Genomic DNA, 21962 nt, shown 5'->3' on the forward strand with positions numbered 1-21962 from the left:
TAACTGCCCAATACTTTTTGGGTAATCAGAAGCAGTAGTCCCCATAGAACTCATTCTCTTTCATTGTCGGGTCAATAGGTTATGGCGAATTCATATGAAATTCATATGAGGGGGGACGATTAGACCTATTGAGAAGCTCAAAGTTCAGTGAGAGGGCAGGCTGGATGCCTGTCCTGTGAATTTTGCAAGAGCAGTCAAGCTATGCGCCGTAATAGAAGCGTTCGTGAACTACTTTCCCGTCTTTCCATCGCTGTACAGAGACTTGATCGTGGGTGACCTTACCCCATTCTGCATGGGTATAGTCAACGAACCATTCAGAAATAATTACATCTTCACCATAGGCAACAGCTTTGACCTCTGCTCCCCGAAATTCAGTCACTTTAGAAAAGAAGTCTAGTGCAGCGTTACACCTTAATTTTAGGGTAAATATCGCAGTTTTCATGTTAACGAGGACGGATTTATAGGAGAACCGTCTTAGCATCACAATCTGAATACCATCCTACAATATCCTTCTTCGTCACAGTATTAAGTGCATCTTCGCGTTATCCAATTCCTCACGGGTACGAGGTTTACGAAACTCTTTGATTTTTGACCATAAGAGTTCAATTGGCGATAAATCTGGCGAATATTTAGGTAAAAATATCACTTTTGCTCCTGCGGCTTCTACCGCTGCTTTGACTTGTCGATCTAGATGAACATTGAGATTATCCATCAAGAGGATTGCTCCTACCCATAACACTGGCACAAGCATTTGGGTAATAAAGGTCATGAAGGCAAATATATCTGTCCCACCTTCATAGGTCAGTGTTGCTAATACTTCTTTCACAGATATAGCACTAATCATCGTGATGTTTTTGCTTCGATTTTTGGGTCTGCTCCCATGTGCCCTTTCTCCTGACAATGCTCGACCAAATAGTCTTGTCATTCCTAAATGAACACCCGATCCGTCTAAAAATACCATCTGAGCAGGATCGAGCTCCCAAGTTGTTTTCTGGTACTCTTTCCTCAATTGTTGAATCAACTGACTTACAAAACTTTTGCCCACCTGAAACCGTTGTGCTAGTTTTCTTACGGATTGTTGCCCTTCTTAATGTGCTTTGATGATGCATTTTCTCAGGTCTTCTGAATATGCGACTCCCATTTTTCCTCTTTTCTCTGATTCTACCTTGTGTCCATACTTTCTTGAAAATCGCGATATTTCAAGCAAACAGTTTGAAATTCTGGCAGAAATGCAAGCACAAAATCTTGTTCGGGAATACCCTTTTGTACTAATTTCTGAGTAATTCCATTCTCTATTCCATCATACTCAATGAGAACCTTACCATTTTTGATACTCACATAGATGACGCTCTCTATGCCAACCAAATTACATCAGCGCATAGCGATGATTAACGGCATCAAAGAACAGATCTTGCATGTCGTTAAGAATTACAGTGTCTTGCATTTCCTATCTGTTGCTTTCACCAATTAAATTGGTATAACATTCCATTGCTTCTACTTCCAAAAAAAAGGAGCCTGTCACGGCTCCTCAGAAGATTTATTTGGAGAAATTTGGCTAGAAACGCTAGTACGGAAACTTAATTGGCTGAGGTTAGCAAGCTGATAAATCCTTGGTCTGTACCGTATTCGATCGCTAACAACAACACAAATCCAATCATCGCAAACCGACCATTCCACTTTTCTGCGAACTCCGTAAAGCCAAAGCGGGACTCTTCATCAATATAAACAGGTGGTTCGTAAGCGAAGTTGTTTAAAAGTCCTCGGTCGTCTTTGATTACGGTGCGCTGGGTCATGGCTGTTTGGTTTGAATTCTATGTTAACTAATGTAACAAACCCTTCACTTAACTTCATCTTCCTGAGGGCATAAGTCAACCCAAACCCAATATGTTTGAGTTAAACGATCTAGCCGCACTAAACCTCTAGAGACTTTAAGAGATCTTGCTCCCCTAGAATTGGGGTTGGGGGCTAACTACCAATGCCTAGCCGCTCAGCAACGGCAGGCGTCAAGGGTAAAAGGGTAAAGAGCATCCAAAACAGGGCAACCAGACCTAAGGCATCGCGATCGCTATCCAGATCAGAAATCTCATTCAGCATCGGACGCTCTAGATCGCGCAAAAGAATCAAAATAATGCCAGCCCAGTAAAGCGCTAAGGGATTAATTAAGGTAGCGATCGCCAAAAAGATTAAGGTTAAAGCTGTTGTCCAGCCCGCCGTTTTACGCCCATAGACCGCTTGTACAATTCTGCCGCCATCCAATTGTCCCGCTGGCATTAAGTTCAGTGCTGTAATCACCGAGCCTAGCCAGCCCAAAAGCACCAAAGGATGAATGCTGATCAGATCGACATGCAAAGCATTGCCGAGGATCAATTTCGCCAGTGACCCCACGAGTGCTGAAGCTTGAAAAATCTGACTGGGAATTTCCACCCCGCCCAAGCCTCGAGCCGTTAAAACTAGACCCACGACTAAAAGCAGTAAAGATAACAGTCCGCTGGCAAGGGGAGCGGCGATCGCAATATCAAATAAAGCCTTACGATTGGGAATCGGTGACTGGATGCGGCTAAATGCCCCAAACGAACCGAGCTGTGAAGATGGAAGCAAAAAGGGCCAACTCATTTTGACCTGATAGCGCTTTGCCATCCAACGCATTGCCAATTCACGGCAGACCAAAATTAAGATAATGCCCACACTAAAAGGAATAGCCGTAAAAAACTGTTCGGGATGTTGCGACAAATCTACCCCTGCAATTTGTCCGCTCAGCGATAAAGCCGTGTAGGCATTGGCAAGCACCAAAATACCGACCAGCACCTTTTGCGGAATGCCTTCATCCACCAAGTTAAGGCTATGGGGAAGCACAATCACCACAGGTCGTTTTTCTTGACCTTCGACCAAAAATAGGTTGTAACGATCGCCGACGCGATCGCTTAAGGATTTCGATAGACGTTGATGCACTTCTTCAGCATCACCACGCAAATTTCCTCTAAAAATTACACCCTCTTGATAGGGAATTGTTTCCGTTGCGTAAAATGTCTCAATCCCAAAAATGCCTTGAATTAATTTTAGATCGTTGGCTGGGATCGGTTTAAACTTTGAGGCTTGTTGTAACTTCAGCTTTTCAGTCTGCATACCCACCTGGGGTGGCAAGATCTCTGGGGCTTGCGTTTCAGAAATGGCAGCAAGATTTTCTGGCTTATTGGACGGGCGATCGGTCTGGGACTTTCCATTCAGGGCTGTTTTTCGCACCTGATTGCCTAAAATCACATATCCCACCGTTGATGACACCAGTAAAAACAACAGTGCCGCAAAACTCAAAAATACACCCGATAAAATTAAGCCAAAGTAAATCACCCAAGGTGACATTAAAAAAACGAGTTGTAACCAAGATAAAATTCCTAGCTTGCCAAATTGACGGGAACGATAGTACCCCCAAGCTAGCAAAGCTAAGGTGAGTGTAAAGATTGCTAAAGGAATGAAAAGCGTTGGTTTCATAATAATTAAAGTTATAAGAACTAGCGTATCTCACAAAACTCTGAATTTCTCGTTTGCTTAGAGATCTATTCGGTTTCGATCGCTTTAGTCCTCATTTTCTGAATGCTCGATCGCCTGAATGCTATATGATCGCATTTGTAAAAGAGTAAATACATTACCGTTAATTAAATTGGCAAATCTATTAATTAACTCAAATTTAACTCAATTAAAATATGTGTAGAGTGGTGGCGTGGGCATTCTAGTTGAAAATGTATCAAAACAATTTGGCGACTTTCAGGCATTAGATAATATTAACCTTGAGGTCAAGAATGGTTCGCTAACGGCACTTTTAGGCCCTTCAGGGTCGGGTAAGTCCACATTACTCAGGCTAATTGCAGGCCTTGAAACCCCCGATCGGGGCAAGATTTTTATTACGGGAAAAGATTTTACCTCTCAAGACCCACGCGATCGCAATATTGGGTTTGTGTTTCAGCACTATGCCCTGTTTAAGCACATGAGCGTGCGTCAAAATATTGCTTTTGGGCTAGAAATTCGCAAAAATCCCAAGCAAAAAACGCAGGCAAGAGTCGATGAATTGCTAGAACTAGTGCAATTAAAAGGTCTAGGCAATCGCTATCCTTCCCAGCTTTCTGGCGGTCAACGGCAAAGGGTAGCTCTAGCCCGAGCCTTGGCAGTAGAACCACAGGTACTCTTGTTGGATGAACCCTTTGGTGCGTTAGATGCTCAAGTTCGCAAAGAATTGCGGGCTTGGTTGCGCCGCTTGCATGACGAAGTGCATGTCACTAGTGTATTCGTTACCCACGACCAAGAAGAAGCGATGGAAGTTTCTGACGAGATTGTGGTGATGAATAAAGGCAAAATCGAACAGATTGGTAGCCCAGCCGATGTTTATGACAACCCTGCCACATCCTTTGTAATGAGCTTTATTGGCCCTGTAAACATCGTTCCCGCCCACAACAAAATTGCTGCCAATAGCAACAACAATTCCAATCAAGATCACGTATTCATTCGCCCTAGGGATATCTTGATTGAAACCGTTCCCAACGATACAACCATGCCTGCGCGAATCGATCGCCTCATCCATTTAGGCTGGGAGGTTCAGGTAGAATTGGTGATGGACGACGGACAGGTTCTTACCGCTCACCTCAGTCGCGATCGCTTTGATGAATTGCAATTGCAACCTCAGCAAGTAGTTCACATCAAACCTAAAGACGCAAAGGCTTTCCCTTTAAATTACTCAATTTGATCGAAGTCCCAACTATGTAAAAATCTCCAAAAAATCAAAAATGGTATAAATCATTTCCTCATTCATCGCAATAGAATGACTACCAAGATGATTAAAAACGGGAAAAGGTGAACCCATTTGATTATCCATTATTCGCTGATTCTACAAAGCTTTTCATGAATGCACGGGAATTTTCCACTGCATAGATGCCAAAAAATAGAGGCAATCGATCAATTACCTCTTTACAGCGAAACTAAGGAACTAAGAACCTTTCTACCAGCTAGATTTGGTTACACCGGGTAACAAACCTTCGTGAGCCATTTCACGGAAAACGTGGCGCGATAGACCAAAGTCACTGTAATAACCGCGAGATCTGCCTGTCAACCAACAGCGATTGCGCAGTCTGGTGGGGCATGCGTTACGAGGAAATTGTTGCAGTTGGCGGTGTAGGTTGACTCTTTGTTGCTGTGTCAAAGAAGCGTCAGCGAGTTGATCTTTAATAGCATCACGCTTTTCAGCATACTTTTCTACTAGCTTTTCGCGCTTTTTCTCGCGCTCAATCATGCTCTTTTTAGCCATTGGGATTTTATGTTGGGAAGTGCGGTGTTCAATTTATGACAGCTACCTATAATAACCAATTTAGCTAGCTATGTGCAAATTTAATTTACTTTTTGAAGGGTAGAGCCAGATTTACTCGATAGATCTAAGGATCGTGCATTTATTAAGGTGCTGTTCTTTAGAAATAATGGGCATTCTAAATAATGACTCTAAATCATTAGAATTGCAGGTAATTTAGTTCGCGATCCTAATTTAATAAACCTTTTTAATAAACCTTTTCTCCTTGATAATTTCCTGGTGGATTGTACTGACAAACAAAAATATCATTGATGCCATCAGTGGCTAAGCCACATCCTACCTCGGTTGTGTTTCTCCAGATAATTTGAGAGTAATGACCGACATCAGACCATTGCCCCGTCTTTGAAATATCTGGGAAAATCCCAAGAACAAAATTTTGTTTCTCGATGCCCCAACTTCCTACCATCTGGGATTGGCTAAACCATTTAGCACTGCCTTTCCAGATATTTTCACCATTGTTCGTGCCACTATGTTCAAAACGATTCGTTGCGGCTAACCGATCTGCCCATTGCTGTGCTGATTTGGCGAGATCGTCTGACCAAGTCAATGCTGGTAAGTTCAGATCCCTGCGATAAAGATTGTGGGCGTTTAAAATCTCTGTTTGATTCACCCCATTACTTTGGGCTTGGATAGCACCAAGGGGTACAGTCGTTGAAAATAGGATGCTAATGGTTGTTGCCCCTGTAAATAGCCAAGAAGCGGGCTGATTAACTTTAAACATGATTTTAGACGCTTAGATAGGGGAATAGGGGCAGCTTATAAATTGCGCCGATAAATTGCGCCGACGCTTTTAGACAGAAAAAAATTGCTTACAAATCATGCCCGATCGCGATATCAGCAAAAACTGAATGATGAGGGCTGAGAGCTACTCTTCATAACCATCGCCCATGACCAACTAGAGACTGTGTTACAAACAGTTACAAAATGAAGTTAGAATGGACTACTGCAAACATTCTACGCAATTAGCTGATTCGCTTTGATTTGCCGATTCATCCAAATTCGTATACTAAATCTATCAAGATAAGCAAAAAATTACTATGGCAGAAATAACGACCCAACAAGTACAAGAATTACGCGCCAGAACTGGGGCTGGCATTAAAGATTGTAAAAAAGCTTTGCAAGAATCAGACGGTGATGCAACCAAAGCCACTGAGTATCTTAGACAAAAAGGATTAGCATCAGCAGTCAAAAAAGCTAGCCGTGCAGCCACTGAGGGCATCGTACATAGCTATATTCACTTTGGTAGCCGCATCGGTGTGCTCGTAGAGATTAACTGCGAAACAGATTTTGTTGCCCGCCGCGAAGAACTCAAGGAACTTGCCGATAACGTGGCCAAGCAAATTGCTGCTTGCCCCAATGTCGAATATGTAAGTACAGCCGATGTTCCTGCTGAATTTGTTGAGAAGGAAAGAGCGATCGAAGCTGGGAAAGATGACCTTGCCAGCAAGCCCGCCGCAATTCGCGACAAGATCGTGCAGGGAAGAATTGATAAGCGCTTGAAAGAATTGAGCCTGTTAGATCAGCCTTTCATCAAGGAGCAGACGATTACCGTTGACGAACTGGTCAAACAGACAACCGCAAGACTCAATGAGAACATCAAAGTCAGAAGGTTTGTTAGATTTGTTGTGGGTGAAGATTCACAGAAAGAAACGGAAGAGAATTCATAGAACATAACAGCCAACTCTAAAAGAAGAATGAAGCTATGCTGCGGCAAATTGAGCAAGAAATTGAGGAGATTGAGATAGCGATCGCAAAGGTAAAGACAAAGCTTGCGTCTGTTTTTCTCGAATATACCCAAGCTTTGGCTCAAACGGTGCAGCAGCAATTGATTCTGTCAGTCTTTCAGCTTTGTACGCACGATCGCCCAGAGGCTTTTTTGTCCTTGTCTCTGAGCGATCGCCAAAAGCTACAGAAAGATCTACAAATACTTGCCAAATCCGCCGTTGAAAATGTCAACCAAGTCCTCGGTCAGTCCGATCCATCGAGTCTGACTGACCAAGAAATGGTCGATCGGGCTTTGACCTCTGCTTTTTTAGAAGTTTCCCATACGGCAAATCAGTTGCTTGTAAAGGCAAATATTTTAAAAGAGAGCGATTCCGAAGCGACTAAATCTGAAGAAAGCAAAAAAATTCACTTGCGGCCGTCGGAAGTAGAGTTTACCAGTCGCGATGTGATGTCCCATCGTGGCGAACTGCGCGTACTATCAGCAAAATGGCATCAACTCCATAGCGAATTGGAGAAAAAACGACAGGCAAAAATCGTTGCCGAGGCTGAGCAAGCTTGGCGCTCTACTTGGATGGAACAATAGTTTTCTGCATAGGTCTCTGCATCGATCCCGCCATCCCCAAAATTTAACGCGCTCATCGCATCGTCACAAACTCCTCTGCTGCGGAGGGATGTATGCCGATTGTGGCATCAAGATCTTTTTTCTTACCTCCCATATTCAGAACGATCGCCATTCCTTGAATGATTTCTGCAGCGTCTTTACCTACCATGTGAATGCCTAAGAGACGTTCTTCCTCACCTACAACGACCAACTTCATTAGGGTCTTCTCATCTGCACCAGTGAGGCTGTGGAACATCGGGCGGAACTGAGAACGATAAACTTTAACGGAATCTCCGTACTGTGCCAATGCCTCCGACTCAGTTAACCCCACTGTTGCTGCCTCTGGCTGCGAGAAAACAGCGGAAGCAACACCCCGATGGCTCATGAGGCGAGGAGTATGACCAAAGACAGTATCCGCAAAGGCGCGTCCTTCCGCGATCGCCACAGGCGTGAGATTGATCCGATCGGTACAGTCACCCACGGCATAGATATGGGGCTGACTGGTGCTGCTATCGGGTTTAACTGCGATCGCACCCTTTACAATTTCCACACCGACAACTTCTAAATTCAGTTTGTCAAGATTAGGTTTGCGACCCGTTGCTGCTAGGACTGTATCTACAGTAAGGCTTTGCGGGTTGCGGTCGCCGTCTAAAAAAGCGATCGTCAAGCCATCCTCACCCTTCGTAATTTGGAGAGAAGGTGCATCGATTCCCGTATGGAAATGAATGCCATGGTTGGTCATTCCTGTTTGAATACTGTTGCGAATATCTAGATCGAAGCCTCTCAAAATATGGGTGTCACGAATAATTTGGGTAACTTTCGCACCTAAGCCATTCATAATCCCCGCAAATTCCACGCCAATATAGCCACCACCAATCACAGCAAAGCGTTTAGGAAACTGTGGTAGGTGAAACATCTCACGGGAGGTAACTGCATGTTCGATGCCCACAAGGTCGGGCTTGATTGCTTCACCACCGACAGCAATGAGAATACGTTCCGCAGTAACTTTGCGATCGCCCACCTCTAAAGTATGCGCGTCGAGGAACTTGGCAAAACTGGGGATTAACTCCACATGATTCTTTTCTAAGAAACTAATATGCAGACTGCTGAGGCGTAACACTTCCTGATTGATTGTCTGTACCAACTTTGCCCAATCAAATTCTGGTTTTACGGCTGACCAACCATAGCCCTCGGCATCGTGATAGAGATGCGAAAACTGTGAGGCATAGACCATCAGCTTTTTGGGTACGCACCCCCGAATCACACAGGTTCCCCCAACTAGGTCGGCTTCGGCGATCGCTACTTTTGCACCATAGGCAGCAGCTCGCTTAGAAGCAGCTAAACCGCCCGACCCCGCACCAATCACAAACAGGTCATAATCAAATGCCATAATTTATTCACTAATTCTGTTGTTCAATATTACTTTCTTCTCAATATTTAGGGTTATTCAAGTGCCAGTTCTTGAATTCAATTTGTTACTATGAATAGCTCATTCTTAAATTCTCTAAGAGGAAACGTACCTAATATTAACTAGATATTAGGAAAACTTTATATTCATTCTGCTATCGTAACGTAACATGCTTAAAAACCTTTTCTTGACTTGGCTTCTTAACTCTCATAAAGAGGTTATCTTATGAATAAGAAAAGAATTTTAGTTATTGAAGACGTAGAGGAAATCAGAGAGAATCTCCTCGATATACTAGATAGCAATGGATTTGAAACTGCGGGCGCCAGCAATGGCAAGATTGGTTTGCAGATAGCGAAAGAGTTTCAGCCCGACCTCATTCTTTGTGACGTCGATATGCCGGAGTTAAATGGTTACGATGTGTTGAAATACCTGCATCAAGATCCGCAGTTAGAGGCAATTCCGTTTATTTTTTTAACAGCATTGGCAGACATGAAAAGCCTTCGTCAGGGCATGGCTTGTGGTGCAGATGATTATCTCACGAAACCTGTTCATATAGATGAGCTATTGGAAGCGATCGCTACACGCCTTAGTAGAACAGCCGTAGTTTCCTCGCATTATACCAATGCATCTGCGAACGTTTCACCTCCCTCAGAGCTGAATGGAGCGAACCCTGAAAAGCTCTTTTTATCACCACTGCAAACTAAGATTCTTCAACTTATTGAAGATGGAAAGAAAACAAGTGAGATTGCAAAGGTGCTCCACATCGGTCTTGAAGCAGCAGAATTTTTGGAGTCCGTCGCTACGAGACTGAGTACGCGCTTGCATAGGCAAGCAATTTTAAAATCTCAATCGCATCCAGAAAGCTTTATACCCATCCAAGAGGATCGCTTAACGCCACGCCAGCTCGAAATCTTAAAATTGGTGGCAAAAGGGATGACGACAAAAGAAATTGCTAGCGAGCTATTTATCAGCGTAAAAACGGTCGAAACCCATCGAGGTCAGATGATGGAAAGACTGAATATTCGGGAACTGGCAGGCTTAGTTCGCCATGCTATTCGGATCGGATTGATCGATCTCAATGAAGACTGATCTTTTCATTAGGAATTAACATATTCTTTTCTAAAAGATACGTTGACCAAATCAATTCTTCATGTTTAGGGTTTAGGGTTTATAGGCGATCGCAAAGTTCCTAAGTCATACAAACCAGTCGTTCCTTCAGGAATTTCAAACGGAATCATTGTGGATGATTCACTATAAAGACGCAATTGATAGCGACCAGGTTTGAACCCAGTCAAGGCAAATTTTCCGACTCGGTTGGTAAATAGGGTTACAGGCTGCCACTCTGGATCGGAAAGGGAACTAACTTCACCCGATTGTAGGGCGAGTGCCTGACCTTTGGCATCGAGCAAAATACCGCGAATAAATACGGTGGTATCTGTACCAACTCGAATCACCGTACCGCTTTTATAGGTAGGTAACGTGTAATAAAGGGGATTGCCAATATCCACACCTGTAGGAGCGTTTGGTGCTTCGATCAATAGGCGCGAGACACTGTAAGAAGAGAGATTTGGCACGACCGCAGCCCCAAATTCATCGGCACGGCTGAGATATGAACCCTGCCCATCAGGATTCACGCCCACTACCTGTCCCGCCAAGCCTTTTTGAGGAACGACGATCGCAAAACTATCGCTAATTGGACGAGAGAAAGCCCAATTCCCATCAGCAAAGGCGATCGCCGTTCTCAAGCTAATTTGTGCGTTGGCTTGCGTATTATTGGAAGCAAACAGAATATCAGGCGTGAAATTCACAATGCCACGATAACCTGTATAGGTGAGGTCGCTATTGAGACGATAGCCTGCCTGACTTGTGATAATTCCCAGCGATCCGTTAATAGACTCACTCACCTGCGGATCGCGGAAACTCCACGACACCTGTTGTGTCGGACTCCCTGTATTGCGAACCTCGGCACTTGATTGGAGGGATTGAGAACCTTGAGCTAGATTGATTTGCATACCCAAAAAAGCACGCTGTTCGTTGACCCCATTGGTGTCACGGCTTTGGGATAGGGATAGATTGAGGGATATCCCATTTGTAAAGGTTTTAGATAAATCTAACGCGATTCGGTAGGAATCAGGTGTATCGCGACCAAAACGGTATTGAGCGCTGAGTCCTGCACTAATATCACTAAATAGCCTTTGGTGGTAAAAGGCGGATAGATCTAAGGCAGTACTATTCCGAGGGACTCCATCATTACCAAACGTAATAAATCTAGCGCCGCGCTGTTCCAAATTGAACCCAAAGGAGCGATCGGTATCGCTCGCATTAAAAAAATCATAACCCAGCCGCCATGCAAAGTCTTGCCCCACAGTTTGATCATTGCTAAAGGCGAGATTCCATGCAAGGTTTCCAAAAGTGGTAGCGAAAATGCCTTCGATGCCCACAAGTTGCTGATTGTTGCTGGCTTGAGCATAGCCGCCTAAGGTTAGCACTTCACTTACTCCCCAGCGGTGCGCTAAAGAGAGAAGTGGTTTTGACCAGTCGTAATTACGTCCACCTCCGATCGCTTTAGAGGGAAACCCAAAACTATAGGCAAACTGTTGTACGTCAGGAGCGAGAAGATTGGAGGCAACGGCAGAACTAAAGTTGATGCGTTGTTCTTGCCCGCGATCGTCCGTCACGATTAACTGAATGTCATTAATGCCTGTGGTGAGGGGTAGTTGACGTAAATCCTGTTGTCCTGCGGGTAAGAGTAGGGTTTGGGCAAGGCGACCATTGGCATAGACTTCCACCTTGGAAGGACGCTCTAAGAAAAACTCAAAGTTGTTGATCGGACGAATGATGGAATAGGGTTGCAATGAGAAGTTTCGCGCCATCGCAATTCCACCTACGGCGATCGCATTTTGAAAGCCTGTCGTCGGAAAGCTATAATCCCCTGCCAGATAGCGCACTGCATTCACAGGATCGTCACGCACGATCCGCATATCGCCACGTACCAATTCCGGCTGTCCTGATTCTATATATGACCAGTTCCCTTCTAATACCCAGTTATTGAGATTGATCGCCCCATCAAAGCCTAAAAATAGAGGCAGTCGCTGAAGTCCCTGAGATTGATTGCTTGTCAATGTCAAGCGATCGCTGGCAAAGATGTTCACATAACCACTCAACGCACTGACGGGTAGAGCTTCTTTGGCTTCGGGAGGTAGACTAGAGCGATCGCCCAAAACATTGACAGCACGGACGGCAGGACTGATCTGCAAAAACACCGCAAGACGGCGTTCGTCAAAGTTTGCTTCTATACCATTTTTTGACAAGACATCAACGGAGCAGTCCTCAGCATTACCGATCGCTGCTTGCAGGTTAGTCAGCACATCGGGACGTAAAATCGGCGTAAGAATTTGCAGGAGAGGTTTTGTCTGTAAGCGAGTCTGCTGTGGTTGACCGGGGACAAAGGTGGTAAGAACTGTTGCTTGTTCGCGATCGTCAATGACGAGGGGAACGCTCAGAGTTTGTTTGCCAGTATTGGAACGAGGATGCCCAAACACGCGCTGAAAGGTTTCATCATCGGTGGATGGGTTCGCGGGTTGTGGGGACTGAGTTTTGGGGTTAGTGGGTTGTGGGCTAGTAGGTTGTGGAGGCTGGGCAAGGGTATAGTCTGCAGCTAGAAGTGTAGGAAGACATATAGCAAAGTATAGACAACTAAATTCGATCGCTCGACACTTCATGATTTATGGGATCTATACTTTGCGATCGTGATAAGTCTAGTGAAGTATAAAAGTTTCGGAATGCAATGACAACCATAGAAAACAAGATGGAGAGGGCTAGAGGGATTAATTGCCGCGATCGTACTCAAATGTGGCAGTGAGCTTCTCATTGGGTAATCCTGCGGGACAGGGTAACGAGAAACGGCGTTTGCTACCTGCGAGCAGATTCTCACCATTGACACCTGCGAGTTGTTTTGCTTCTAGCTTGATGAGGTTGGCTTCTTTCCCAACAGGGGCGAGATTGAGCCTTAGGTTTGTTAGCAGCGTATGGGCTGTGCCCTGATTTGCAAAAGTTAACACTAATCTATTAGTATTTTTCCCAGTTTTATCGGTTTCGGGCTGACAGATGGCACTCTCTAGAGAAACATTTGGTGAGACATTGGGCGGCACAATATAGACCGAACCTATGTATTGAAATAAAACCTTAATCGTAACTGACGTAGCACCTTGGGTTTGGCGAATTTCTGTCAAGTCAACGGGAAGTTGTTCAGCAATGATGCGATAGGAAAGTTCTTGCGGGGGAGTGGCATTACCGACCCAAGTTACGCGAACAGTTTGACGTTCTCCCGGTTTGACTAACATTTGCGGCGGGTAGAGAATGAAGTCATCATCGGCAGCAGTATTAGTCTCCTTGCCGTCCACATCCATCTGACGCTTTGCCATCCGAATTTGAATGGCTGTAGCTTTCTTGCCCGTATTTGTCACTAAAAAAGATTGGGTGGCTTTTTGTCCCGAAGGCGAAAAAGTTGACAACATTGGAGTAAACAGGAAAGTAGATTCTACCTGAGCCGAAGAAGGAATTGCTGAGACTAGATTTGCTCCAAGTATGAGTGGCAAGATAACTGCTAGCGATCGCTTGTTCATAATTATGACCCCTCTATAATTTAAAATATTTGAGAATTGTTAGGATTGATCTATCTATTTAGTAACAAGTGTAAAGAGCAATAGATCGGAGTAGCTGCCTGCAGGTTTGGCGGATATTGCAGTCTGGCTAATGGCTATTTGAATTTGACGATTACACCCGTTTTGACTAGCACAGTCGGTGATTAAGTTACTGACATTTTCGACTACTTTCTTTGCCGTTAGTTGACCTTGATCTATTCCATTATAGGTTAAGGTGTAGGCAATCGCTTCACCAGAGCTGCGTTTGAGCGCACCTCCATTTGTAGACTCAGCACTTATCGTGAAACCATTTACACTATCTGACTTTACAGTCAATGCACCAATAATCGTATTAGGCAAGGCAGTATTTGGTGTTAGGGCGATTGGTGGAGAGATGGCGGAGGAGTTGAAGCTTATAGAATTATCCGCAATTGCTGGAAAGGCTTGTAAGTAAAAGAGCCCCGCAAAGAAGATGTAGATGACTGAGAACTGTTTAAACATAAACCAAGGCTAATTGCAATGCAACTAGTAATAGTATAGGGGACGCTTTGCGTCCCCTATACTCGATTGTTCAAAACAGGTGTGAAAAGGCATCTTCCCAAGTGGCATCAGAGGAAATTATTGTTTAGTAGCAATTGAGAAAGTAACCGTATCTTTATAGTCGCCAGTTTGAACCAGTCTCGCATCCTCAGTTATTTTGATTTGTACATCCAGAGTTGCACCCGGAGCTACAGCGAGGTCTGTAGTGTTCCAAAGTCTTTGAGAGGTAGCTAAGGATTTATAGCCATCAGATCCTGTCAAGCTAGCATGAGAAAGCTGCAACTGATAGGCAATTGCTGAACCACCTGTATCACCCTTTCTTAGCTTTCCAGCTTCAGCACCATTACCAGATGTAGCAGAGATAGAGTAACCTGCAGCATCATTTGAAATCACCGTCAATGTCCCCGCACCCACATCAGTAAACTTCCCATTCGCAAAAGTTGGCGTTAATGCAGAAAGAGGTGGATGGTAGATAACTGATTGAACTAATGGGTTAGTTACAGTTATATCGCCAGCGTTGGTTTCAGAAGCCTTTGCAGCAGAAGTCCAAGCTGTCATTGCCCCCATTGTCAAACCGATCGCAAGAATTGCACGTCCAGAAACAAGACCGAATTGACGAAGTGTAGTGTGTAACATAATCTTAACTCTCCCTCTCTTTTTTAGAAAAACCTTATTGGAATGGATAGCTTTGCCTATCCTCTTTTGTCGTTCTCGAAGCCATCCAATCGTTGTGGGGTTTGTCTTTCCCCTTTCTCTCTTTGTCCTTCGATGTATTTAATTTATCGCGAATACATCTCTGCGTATATCGGGGAATACCCTGATATTGATTTAGCTTCTCTGCTCTCAACTTTCTCTATATATTGGAAAAGAACACGACTTGGAAGGATGTTTTGGGAACCTGACGCTCTATAAGGGTTTCAGCTTTGGGGCAAAACCCCAATGTTAACGCAAATACTGGCTTTCAGCCCTATTTTTGATCGCTAACCTACCAAGTCGTGAAAGAAATCATAAAAAAATCCCCTTTCCTACAGGAAAGGGGATTGATCAGCTAATACTTTTTGTGACATCACGAGAAACTATTGTTTAGTAGCAATTGAGAAAGTAACCGTATCTTTATAGTCACCAGTCTGAACCAGTCTCGCATCCTCAGTTATTTTGATTTGTACATCCAGAGTTGCACCCGGAGCTACAGCGAGGTCTGTAGTGTTCCAAAGTCTTTGAGAGGTAGCTAAGGATTTATAGCCATCAGATCCTGTCAAGCTAGCATGAGAAAGCTGCAACTGATAGGCAATTGCTGAACCACCTGTATCACCCTTTCTTAGCTTTCCAGCTTCAGCACCATTACCAGATGTAGCAGAGATAGAGTAACCTGCAGCATCATTTGAAATCACCGTCAATGTCCCCGCACCCACATCAGTAAACTTCCCATTCGCAAAAGTTGGCGTTAATGCAGAAAGAGGTGGATGGTAGATAACTGATTGAACTAATGGGTTAGTTACAGTTATATCGCCAGCGTTGGTTTCAGAAGCCTTTGCAGCAGAAGTCCAAGCTGTCATTGCCCCCATTGTCAAACCGATCGCAAGAATTGCACGTCCAGAAACAAGACCGAATTGACGAAGTGTAGTGTGTAACATAATCTTAACTCTCCCTCTCTTTTTTAGAAAAACCTTATTGGAATGGATAGCTTTGCCTATCCTCTTTTGTCGTTCTCGAAGCCATCCAATCGTTGTGGGGTTTGTCTTTCCCCTTTCTCTCTTTGTCCTTCGATGTATTTAATTTATCGCGAATACATCTCTGCGTATATCGGGGAATACCCTGATATTGATTTAGCTTCTCTACTCTCAATTTTCTCTACAAATAAAAAGCCCCCTCTCCTACTGGGAAAGGGGTTGGAGTGAGGAGATGCTCACCTACTTATTGGTCAGTGTAAACGTCAGTGTATCGGAATAAAAACCCGCAGGCTTGCTCTGTACTTCAGACTGCGAGATGGAAATTTTCACGTCGCGATCGCATCCCGAACTATCAGCACAGTCTGTAATTAAGGCACTGTTATCTTCAACCACGGTCTTCGTGGTAATTTGCCCCTTTTCAGAGTTGTTGTAATTCAATGTATACGCCATGCCCGCCCCCGATGAGTGTTTGAGTAAACCAAAATTGGTAGACTCTACCTCAACTTTAAACCCCCCATAGGTATTTGACTGCACGTTCACATTGCCCACACTAGTTGGGGATAAAGCCGTATTGGCCGTCAACGGAATTGCCGTTCCTGTCGTACCTCGGCTTGGCGTAAAGGTAATCGAATTTAGTGTAGGTAAATCAGCATAAACATTATCTGCTTGGGCGACCGACGGAAAAATAGCGATCGCCGCGATCGCAATCCCAAAAACTTTTAAGCCATGATGAAGATAATTTACCAACATAGTTTTTATCCTAAGCCATATCGAACCCAATACAGCATATTGCGATACCTATAAACAATAAAAAAGGGGTGGAGGGCATCCTCCTGCCTAGAGATATTAACTCTATCCCCCTTTACGAATAAGAGAGGTATTGGGGATGCCCCCAAAATTTAATCCACCTCAATAAGTTCATCTCAACAATTGGTTGCGAATATAGTAATGACTGCTAGCCCTTGCAGGCAAGATACCTGCGCTACTAATGAATTGCCACTCAGTTAGGATTTATAAGAATAATTTATCAGGATTCCGACATTCGGGCTATCAGGGGTTTCCCTGATATTTGCCCATGACGATCGCAGTCTCCCTACCCAGAATCTTGTAAATTTTGAATGCATTTTGATACAACTCATGCACTTCAAACATCTGTATAAACACGATTTCAAACATCCTAGTGTCAAAGTCTTTAAGGTCAAAACATTTAATCATTCATCTGATTTGATTTGGACTTAAAAATATGACTTATTTGCTTTCTCTCATAGGAACTGAATCATCTATTGACCGATCAGAGCAATTCCTATGCTACTACATCAATAACGCTATGAATATTCAAATTGTTCGAGTCATCAATGAGGCAAAGTGTCTTTTCGATCGCGTGGTTTTCTCAAGAGAAAGCATTTTATTTACAGCATTACCAGAATCATATTTAGAAATCCATTCACCTCTAATCGATGGGATCAGAATCAGTAGAGTTGACTGCAAATTGTTACATATTCATGAAGTATCTAATCTTGCCAAATCATTTGTTGAAGTTCTTAACTAGAACCAGATCAACAAAGGTAGAAGTAAAACTCCGAAAGGAACAGGATCTTTGTGGAATTGTTGTTGCAATGGCAGGGTAGCGATCGCTGCCCGATTGGATGCAGATCGTACAGTAACGATTTGCATAAATAGAATTTGCAGCGATCGCTGAACAGGCAAATCTGTTTAGTTATTTCAACATTCTTATTATCAAATTATTTTTATTTCTAATTGCTATAAATATTAGAGCGTATGGCTTTGAGTAATTGATGGGTTGTTAGGGCAATATATTTATGATTTATTTAGACTATGATGGAATTATAGGATTTATAAGAGGTTACCCATAAGCTACACCTAGACGGAGGGGAAAACTCTCAATGTAATTGCACTGAACGCATCCCCGTCGCAGTTCAAGCAGATATTTGCGAATCTTCTGACTACAACATAGACGATAGGTCTCACCAATAACTACGCAATTGAGCCTGAAATCTATATCTTCTATATCCTCAACAAGACAAAAATAGCACCATTCCTTTTTAATTGCAGGAATTGTTTTACTAGTTGTCATACTTCTGCGAATCACATTTCTATCCACTAAGTATAGATTTTGAATGCGATCGCTAGATAAGGTTCTCAGCCTATCCCAACATCAAGCTACCAGAATCAAATCCATTCGCAAGTATGACTGCATCTCCTTTTCTAGAACAGTCGTATCAGTCTATATCGTCTAACCAATTTACCCTTATTCAAGTTTTGGAGCTTTTATCCCATGCCTTTTACCATCCAATCTGCACAGTCTATCTTTCCTGACGTTCAGTCTGCTGCTATCGTTCCTAAAACGATCGAACAATTTAACCAACTCAACGCGGAAGATCAACTAGCATTAATCTGGTTTATCTTTACTGAAATGGGTAAAACGATTACAATTGCTGCTCCAGGCGCAGCCAGTATGGTTTTTGCCCAAGGAATGCTAGACCAAATCAAGAAAATGTCTCCCACTGAGCAAACGCAAGTGATGTGCGATCTAGCAAACCATGCGGATACACCGATCTGTCGTTCTTATGGCTTCTTTAGTATGAATGTCAAACTTGGCTTCTGGAACCAACTTGGAGAATGGATGGAACAGGGGATTGTCGCTCCTATTCCTAAAGGTTATCAGCTTTCCCCTAAGGCAACTACTGTTTTACAATCCATCGAAAATGCCGAGCCAGGGCAGCAGATTACCATTCTTCGCAATACAGTGGTTAACATGGGGTTTGACTCGAAGGATCTATCCCACCCCGAAAATGTTGCCGACCCTGTCGTCGTTCCGACTGACATGGCAACTCGAACTCAAGCCAAGATCGAAGGTGTGACGAATGCGACAATCCTGGGCTATATCGATTGCATGAACGCCAATGACTTTGAGGCAGCCGTGAATCTGTTCGCATCGAATGGTTCTCTGCAACCTCCCTTCCAAAAACCGATCGTCGGTCATGAATTAATCCTTACCTACATGCGAGCAGAATGCCAAGGGTTGAAGATGATGCCAGAGCAAGGTGTGATTGAGAAATTGGAAGAAGGCTATACCCCGATTAAAGTAACAGGTAAAGTTCAAACCCCTTGGTTTGGTAGTAGCGTGGGCATGAACATTGCATGGCGATTTTTGCTCAATCCTGAAGGCAAAATTTTCTTTGTAGCGATCGATCTCTTGGCATCCCCCAAGGAACTATTGAATCTAGTCCGTCCTTAACTAATGAGCAAAATGCCTACACTATATAATCCTGCGGTTTCTCAGGAACCTCGACGGAGCCTATCTAACAAGATTCCACCTTCCATAGGAAGAGAGTCTCTCTTTTTCTGACTGGAGAAAACTGGTAGATTCAAGACCGATGAAACGGATGAATTTCAAGAGCGAAAAATGATGGAAGAGCTAGATGGTATCTTAGAACCAGAAATTTACAATCTGGAAGATGAAGAAGAACCTTTCGATCCAGAGGAATAATCGTTCTCTTGATATCATGCCCGATTCGTAGGGGTAATTCCTGAATTGCCCCTACGAGGATTCAAGCGTAACGGAGTAAAAAATATAATGTCTCATAGAAGTTAAAGGAGAACTGTATTGGCTGAATTATCTACCACTACCCTTAACTTTTTAGAAATTAAGCAATTAACAAAGCCACAGGATAGCGTTTATAGCACTCTCGTTGCCTGCCTTATGATTAGCCTCTGGGGAATCAGTCTTGGGATTCTTCTAAGGCTGAATTTTTTTGATTTGGGCATATGGTTCGTTCTGAGTGCCTTACTTTGGCAAACTTTTCTATATACAGGATTATTTATTACCATCCATGATGCCATGCATGGTTCGGTGTGTATGCAGAATCCTCAACTCAATGATTGGATCGGCTCATTGGCTGCCTTTTGCTATAGTTTTTTTTCCTATCAAGAACTTTTGCGAAAGCACCAGCTACATCACCTTTATCCCGCCAGCGATCGCGACCCAGATTTTCACGATGGTCAGCATAAGCATCTCCTAGCTTGGTACTTGCATTTCATGAGCCATTATTGGAACTGGACTCAGTTGATGAAGGTTGCTGCTGTCTTTGCTATGCTTTGCCTGATTGTGAAAGTGTCCTATCTCAATTTGCTTCTCTTTTGGACAGTTCCACCGATTTTGAGTTCAATGCAACTTTTTTACTTTGGCACTTTCTTACCCCATCGAGAACCAAAATCAGGTCATCAAAATTCACACCGATCGCAGACAAATTCATTGCCTGTTTTGTGGTCATTGATTGCTTGTTATCATTTTGGCTATCATCACGAACATCACGCCTGTCCCTACATTCCTTGGTGGCGACTTCCAGATGTTCATAGAATTTTTGTCAAGCAATGTAAGTAATTGAGATTAAACAGCAAGGGGCAATTCATGAATTGCCGAGTTCTCAATGAATTGCCGAGTTCTCAAATTGAAGCAGCAGTGCTTCGACAAGGCATTCGCTAGAATGGTATATTCTGCTTTTGCAAGTGTGGAGAACTTATGCGGTTGAATGTAGGATGCCAACTTTTATTTGAAGCGATCGCGCCTTCTCCTCTCATTCTCATGCTCCGCCCCCTGAGTGGGTTGGGGCAACAAGTAGTATGCGAAGAATATCGGTTTGAACCTAACGTTCCAGTAGTTGAGTATATCGATAGCTATGGCAACCTCTGTCAACGCCTATTAGTTCCTGAAGGCAAATTTCAAGTAGACACCTCAGCAACGGTGGAAACAGCAGATGAAATTGATGTTCAACCGAGTGCAGCTTTCGTTCTCGTGCAGGAATTACCAGATTACACCCTCCAATTTCTCTTACCCAGTCGCTACTGTCAATCGGATTTACTCGGTGGGTTAGCCAATGAGATTACGGCAGGGATTGAGTCTGCCTACGAGCAGGTGGAAGCGATTAGAAATTGGATTTATACCCATATTGAGTATCGTTATGAAACCAGCAACGCCTCCACATCAGCGATGGAAACCGTAGAAACCCGCGTGGGTGTATGTCGTGATTTTGTGCATTTAGGCATTGCACTATGCCGTAGTCTGACGATTCCTGCACGTATGGTGGTTGGCTATCTTTACGAACTCAAACCCATGGATCTCCATGCTTGGTTTGAAGCTTTCGTAGGCGATCGCTGGTATACCTTTGACGCCACGCAACCCAAACCTCGCGGGAATCGCGTCGCGATCGCCTATGGTCGAGATGCGGCAGATGTAGCTTTAGCAACTCAATTTGGGCTCTTAACCCTCACTAGCATGGGGGTATGGGTTCGCGCATCAGAATCTGCAAGCGATCGGAATCGTTGATTACAAGCTATAATGACCATATACCAGCGACAACGCTACAAGGTGCGAGGTATCTAATATCGCTATGAAGCTTTGAGTCACTCTAGGTTACCGAGGCTTCCAACGCTACAGACTTGAGCCAAATTATATAAATTTTGATTGGAGATATCGTTATGTCAAAGGAAAAAAAGGGCAATAAAGAATCTAAAAAGCCTAAAGCTACCAAAGAAGAAAAGAAGAATCGGAAAGCTGCTAAAAGAGAGGGTGGAACGACCACACTCTTTGATAAACCCCAGTAAGTTTCACATCTGTAGGTTTTGATTATTCTAAAATCCTGCTTCTCATTCAAGGTGAGGAGTGGGATTTTTGCATGTGTTTTACAAACAGAGTCATTTCTTGGGAAACAAAGTTCAAATAATTGATGAAGAACACTGTGCTAGCGGTGTTTTGTAATCCAAAACCGCAGCTTCAAAAAGCCATTTCCTTGTTCTATAACGTAGTCAATCAAATAACCCTTGAAATGAAACTGCATGCTGTTATGGTACGGGAACAAACAACTCTAACCCATCTTGGTTGTAGGAGGCAGCGATGAATAATGTAATTGAACTCACTTAAGAGCAGGATCTTTACCTCAGGAATTTTGAAGATCCGCCAATTCAAGGATGAAATGCAACGCCTAGAGATCTTTGCGTAAAGGGACTC

The 21962-nt window shown here is 43.6% G+C and carries 22 protein-coding genes and 1 pseudogene; 9 read left to right on the forward strand and 14 right to left on the reverse strand.

Translation table 11 applies throughout. From position 1 onward, the window contains the following. Positions 1-199: 199 nt before the first annotated feature. The 5 genes and pseudogenes from V2H45_RS10100 to V2H45_RS10120 all read right to left on the reverse strand — a co-directional run. A pseudogene (locus tag V2H45_RS10100) lies at positions 200-397 on the reverse strand (SnoaL-like domain-containing protein); the annotation flags it as partial. Positions 398-517: 120 nt separating this feature from the next. Further along, entirely contained in the window at positions 518-1045 is a 528-nt protein-coding gene (locus V2H45_RS10105) for a transposase (RefSeq protein WP_330483516.1), read from the reverse strand. A 116-nt stretch (positions 1046-1161) separates the two neighbouring features. Further along, positions 1162-1338: an element excision factor XisI family protein gene (locus V2H45_RS10110; RefSeq protein WP_330483517.1), complete on the reverse strand. Its 177-nt coding sequence runs from the start codon at positions 1336-1338 to the stop codon at positions 1162-1164. Positions 1339-1577: 239 nt separating this feature from the next. Beyond that, complete coding sequence (locus V2H45_RS10115) at positions 1578-1793, reverse strand: chlorophyll A-B-binding protein (protein WP_330483518.1); 216 nt, start codon at positions 1791-1793, stop codon at positions 1578-1580. A 172-nt stretch (positions 1794-1965) separates the two neighbouring features. Next, on the reverse strand, positions 1966-3486 hold the full coding sequence (locus V2H45_RS10120) for a site-2 protease family protein (protein ID WP_330483519.1): 1521 nt from the start codon (positions 3484-3486) through the stop codon (positions 1966-1968). A 229-nt stretch (positions 3487-3715) separates the two neighbouring features. Between V2H45_RS10120 and V2H45_RS10125 the strand changes: the two genes are divergently transcribed. After that, positions 3716-4732 (forward strand): sulfate/molybdate ABC transporter ATP-binding protein, encoded by a 1017-nt coding sequence (locus V2H45_RS10125; RefSeq protein WP_330483520.1) that lies wholly within the window; start codon positions 3716-3718, stop codon positions 4730-4732. Positions 4733-4984: 252 nt separating this feature from the next. Here V2H45_RS10125 and rpsN read toward each other — a convergent pair whose 3' ends face one another. Both rpsN and V2H45_RS10135 read right to left on the reverse strand, forming a co-directional pair. After that, on the reverse strand, positions 4985-5290 hold the full coding sequence (rpsN, locus tag V2H45_RS10130) for a 30S ribosomal protein S14 (protein WP_330483521.1): 306 nt from the start codon (positions 5288-5290) through the stop codon (positions 4985-4987). 244 nt (positions 5291-5534) lie between these two features. Then, complete coding sequence (locus tag V2H45_RS10135; RefSeq protein WP_330483522.1) at positions 5535-6068, reverse strand: CAP family protein; 534 nt, start codon at positions 6066-6068, stop codon at positions 5535-5537. Between the two features lie 316 nt (positions 6069-6384). Between V2H45_RS10135 and tsf the strand changes: the two genes are divergently transcribed. Then, positions 6385-7014, forward strand: coding sequence for a translation elongation factor Ts (gene tsf, locus V2H45_RS10140; protein WP_330483523.1), 630 nt, complete (start codon positions 6385-6387; stop codon positions 7012-7014). A 35-nt stretch (positions 7015-7049) separates the two neighbouring features. Further along, a complete protein-coding gene (locus tag V2H45_RS10145; protein WP_330483524.1) occupies positions 7050-7655 on the forward strand; it encodes a hypothetical protein in 606 nt (201 codons plus the stop codon). 52 nt (positions 7656-7707) lie between these two features. Here the strand turns inward: V2H45_RS10145 and gor are convergent, their stop codons facing one another. Then, complete coding sequence (gene gor / locus V2H45_RS10150) at positions 7708-9063, reverse strand: glutathione-disulfide reductase (RefSeq protein WP_330483525.1); 1356 nt, start codon at positions 9061-9063, stop codon at positions 7708-7710. Between the two features lie 243 nt (positions 9064-9306). On the opposite strand from gor, the gene V2H45_RS10155 reads away from it, so the two are divergent. Continuing rightward, positions 9307-10170 carry a response regulator transcription factor gene (locus V2H45_RS10155; RefSeq protein ID WP_330483526.1) on the forward strand — a complete coding sequence of 288 codons (864 nt, stop codon included), beginning with the start codon at positions 9307-9309 and terminating at the stop codon, positions 10168-10170. Between the two features lie 65 nt (positions 10171-10235). Here the strand turns inward: V2H45_RS10155 and V2H45_RS10160 are convergent, their stop codons facing one another. The 6 genes from V2H45_RS10160 to V2H45_RS10185 all read right to left on the reverse strand — a co-directional run bounded on the left by V2H45_RS10160 (position 10236) and on the right by V2H45_RS10185 (position 16684). Then, positions 10236-12803 carry a fimbria/pilus outer membrane usher protein gene (locus tag V2H45_RS10160; RefSeq protein ID WP_330483527.1) on the reverse strand — a complete coding sequence of 856 codons (2568 nt, stop codon included), beginning with the start codon at positions 12801-12803 and terminating at the stop codon, positions 10236-10238. 105 nt (positions 12804-12908) lie between these two features. Beyond that, complete coding sequence (locus V2H45_RS10165; protein WP_330483528.1) at positions 12909-13706, reverse strand: fimbrial biogenesis chaperone; 798 nt, start codon at positions 13704-13706, stop codon at positions 12909-12911. Between the two features lie 54 nt (positions 13707-13760). Beyond that, the gene (locus tag V2H45_RS10170; protein ID WP_330483529.1) at positions 13761-14225 is read right to left on the reverse strand and encodes a hypothetical protein; all 465 of its coding nucleotides are present in this window, start codon (positions 14223-14225) and stop codon (positions 13761-13763) included. Between the two features lie 117 nt (positions 14226-14342). Then, positions 14343-14900, reverse strand: a complete 558-nt coding sequence (locus tag V2H45_RS10175) for a hypothetical protein (protein ID WP_330483530.1) — start codon at positions 14898-14900, stop codon at positions 14343-14345. Between the two features lie 440 nt (positions 14901-15340). Then, positions 15341-15898, reverse strand: coding sequence for a hypothetical protein (locus V2H45_RS10180; RefSeq protein WP_330483530.1), 558 nt, complete (start codon positions 15896-15898; stop codon positions 15341-15343). Between the two features lie 276 nt (positions 15899-16174). Then, complete coding sequence (locus V2H45_RS10185) at positions 16175-16684, reverse strand: hypothetical protein (protein ID WP_330483531.1); 510 nt, start codon at positions 16682-16684, stop codon at positions 16175-16177. A 493-nt stretch (positions 16685-17177) separates the two neighbouring features. On the opposite strand from V2H45_RS10185, the gene V2H45_RS25585 reads away from it, so the two are divergent. The 5 genes from V2H45_RS25585 to V2H45_RS10205 all read left to right on the forward strand — a co-directional run bounded on the left by V2H45_RS25585 (position 17178) and on the right by V2H45_RS10205 (position 21559). Continuing rightward, positions 17178-17483, forward strand: coding sequence for a DUF1830 domain-containing protein (locus V2H45_RS25585; RefSeq protein ID WP_408648764.1), 306 nt, complete (start codon positions 17178-17180; stop codon positions 17481-17483). 747 nt (positions 17484-18230) lie between these two features. Then, a complete protein-coding gene (locus V2H45_RS10190) occupies positions 18231-19193 on the forward strand; it encodes an orange carotenoid protein N-terminal domain-containing protein (protein WP_330483532.1) in 963 nt (320 codons plus the stop codon). Between the two features lie 369 nt (positions 19194-19562). Beyond that, a complete protein-coding gene (gene crtW / locus V2H45_RS10195; protein WP_330483533.1) occupies positions 19563-20339 on the forward strand; it encodes a beta-carotene ketolase CrtW in 777 nt (258 codons plus the stop codon). 138 nt (positions 20340-20477) lie between these two features. Next, positions 20478-21281 carry a transglutaminase family protein gene (locus V2H45_RS10200; RefSeq protein ID WP_330483534.1) on the forward strand — a complete coding sequence of 268 codons (804 nt, stop codon included), beginning with the start codon at positions 20478-20480 and terminating at the stop codon, positions 21279-21281. Between the two features lie 152 nt (positions 21282-21433). Continuing rightward, positions 21434-21559: a hypothetical protein gene (locus tag V2H45_RS10205; protein WP_330483535.1), complete on the forward strand. Its 126-nt coding sequence runs from the start codon at positions 21434-21436 to the stop codon at positions 21557-21559. Positions 21560-21962 lie beyond the last annotated feature (403 nt).

Source organism: Tumidithrix elongata BACA0141, assembly GCF_036349135.1.
Taxonomy (GTDB): Bacteria; Cyanobacteriota; Cyanobacteriia; order Pseudanabaenales; family Pseudanabaenaceae; genus Tumidithrix; species Tumidithrix elongata.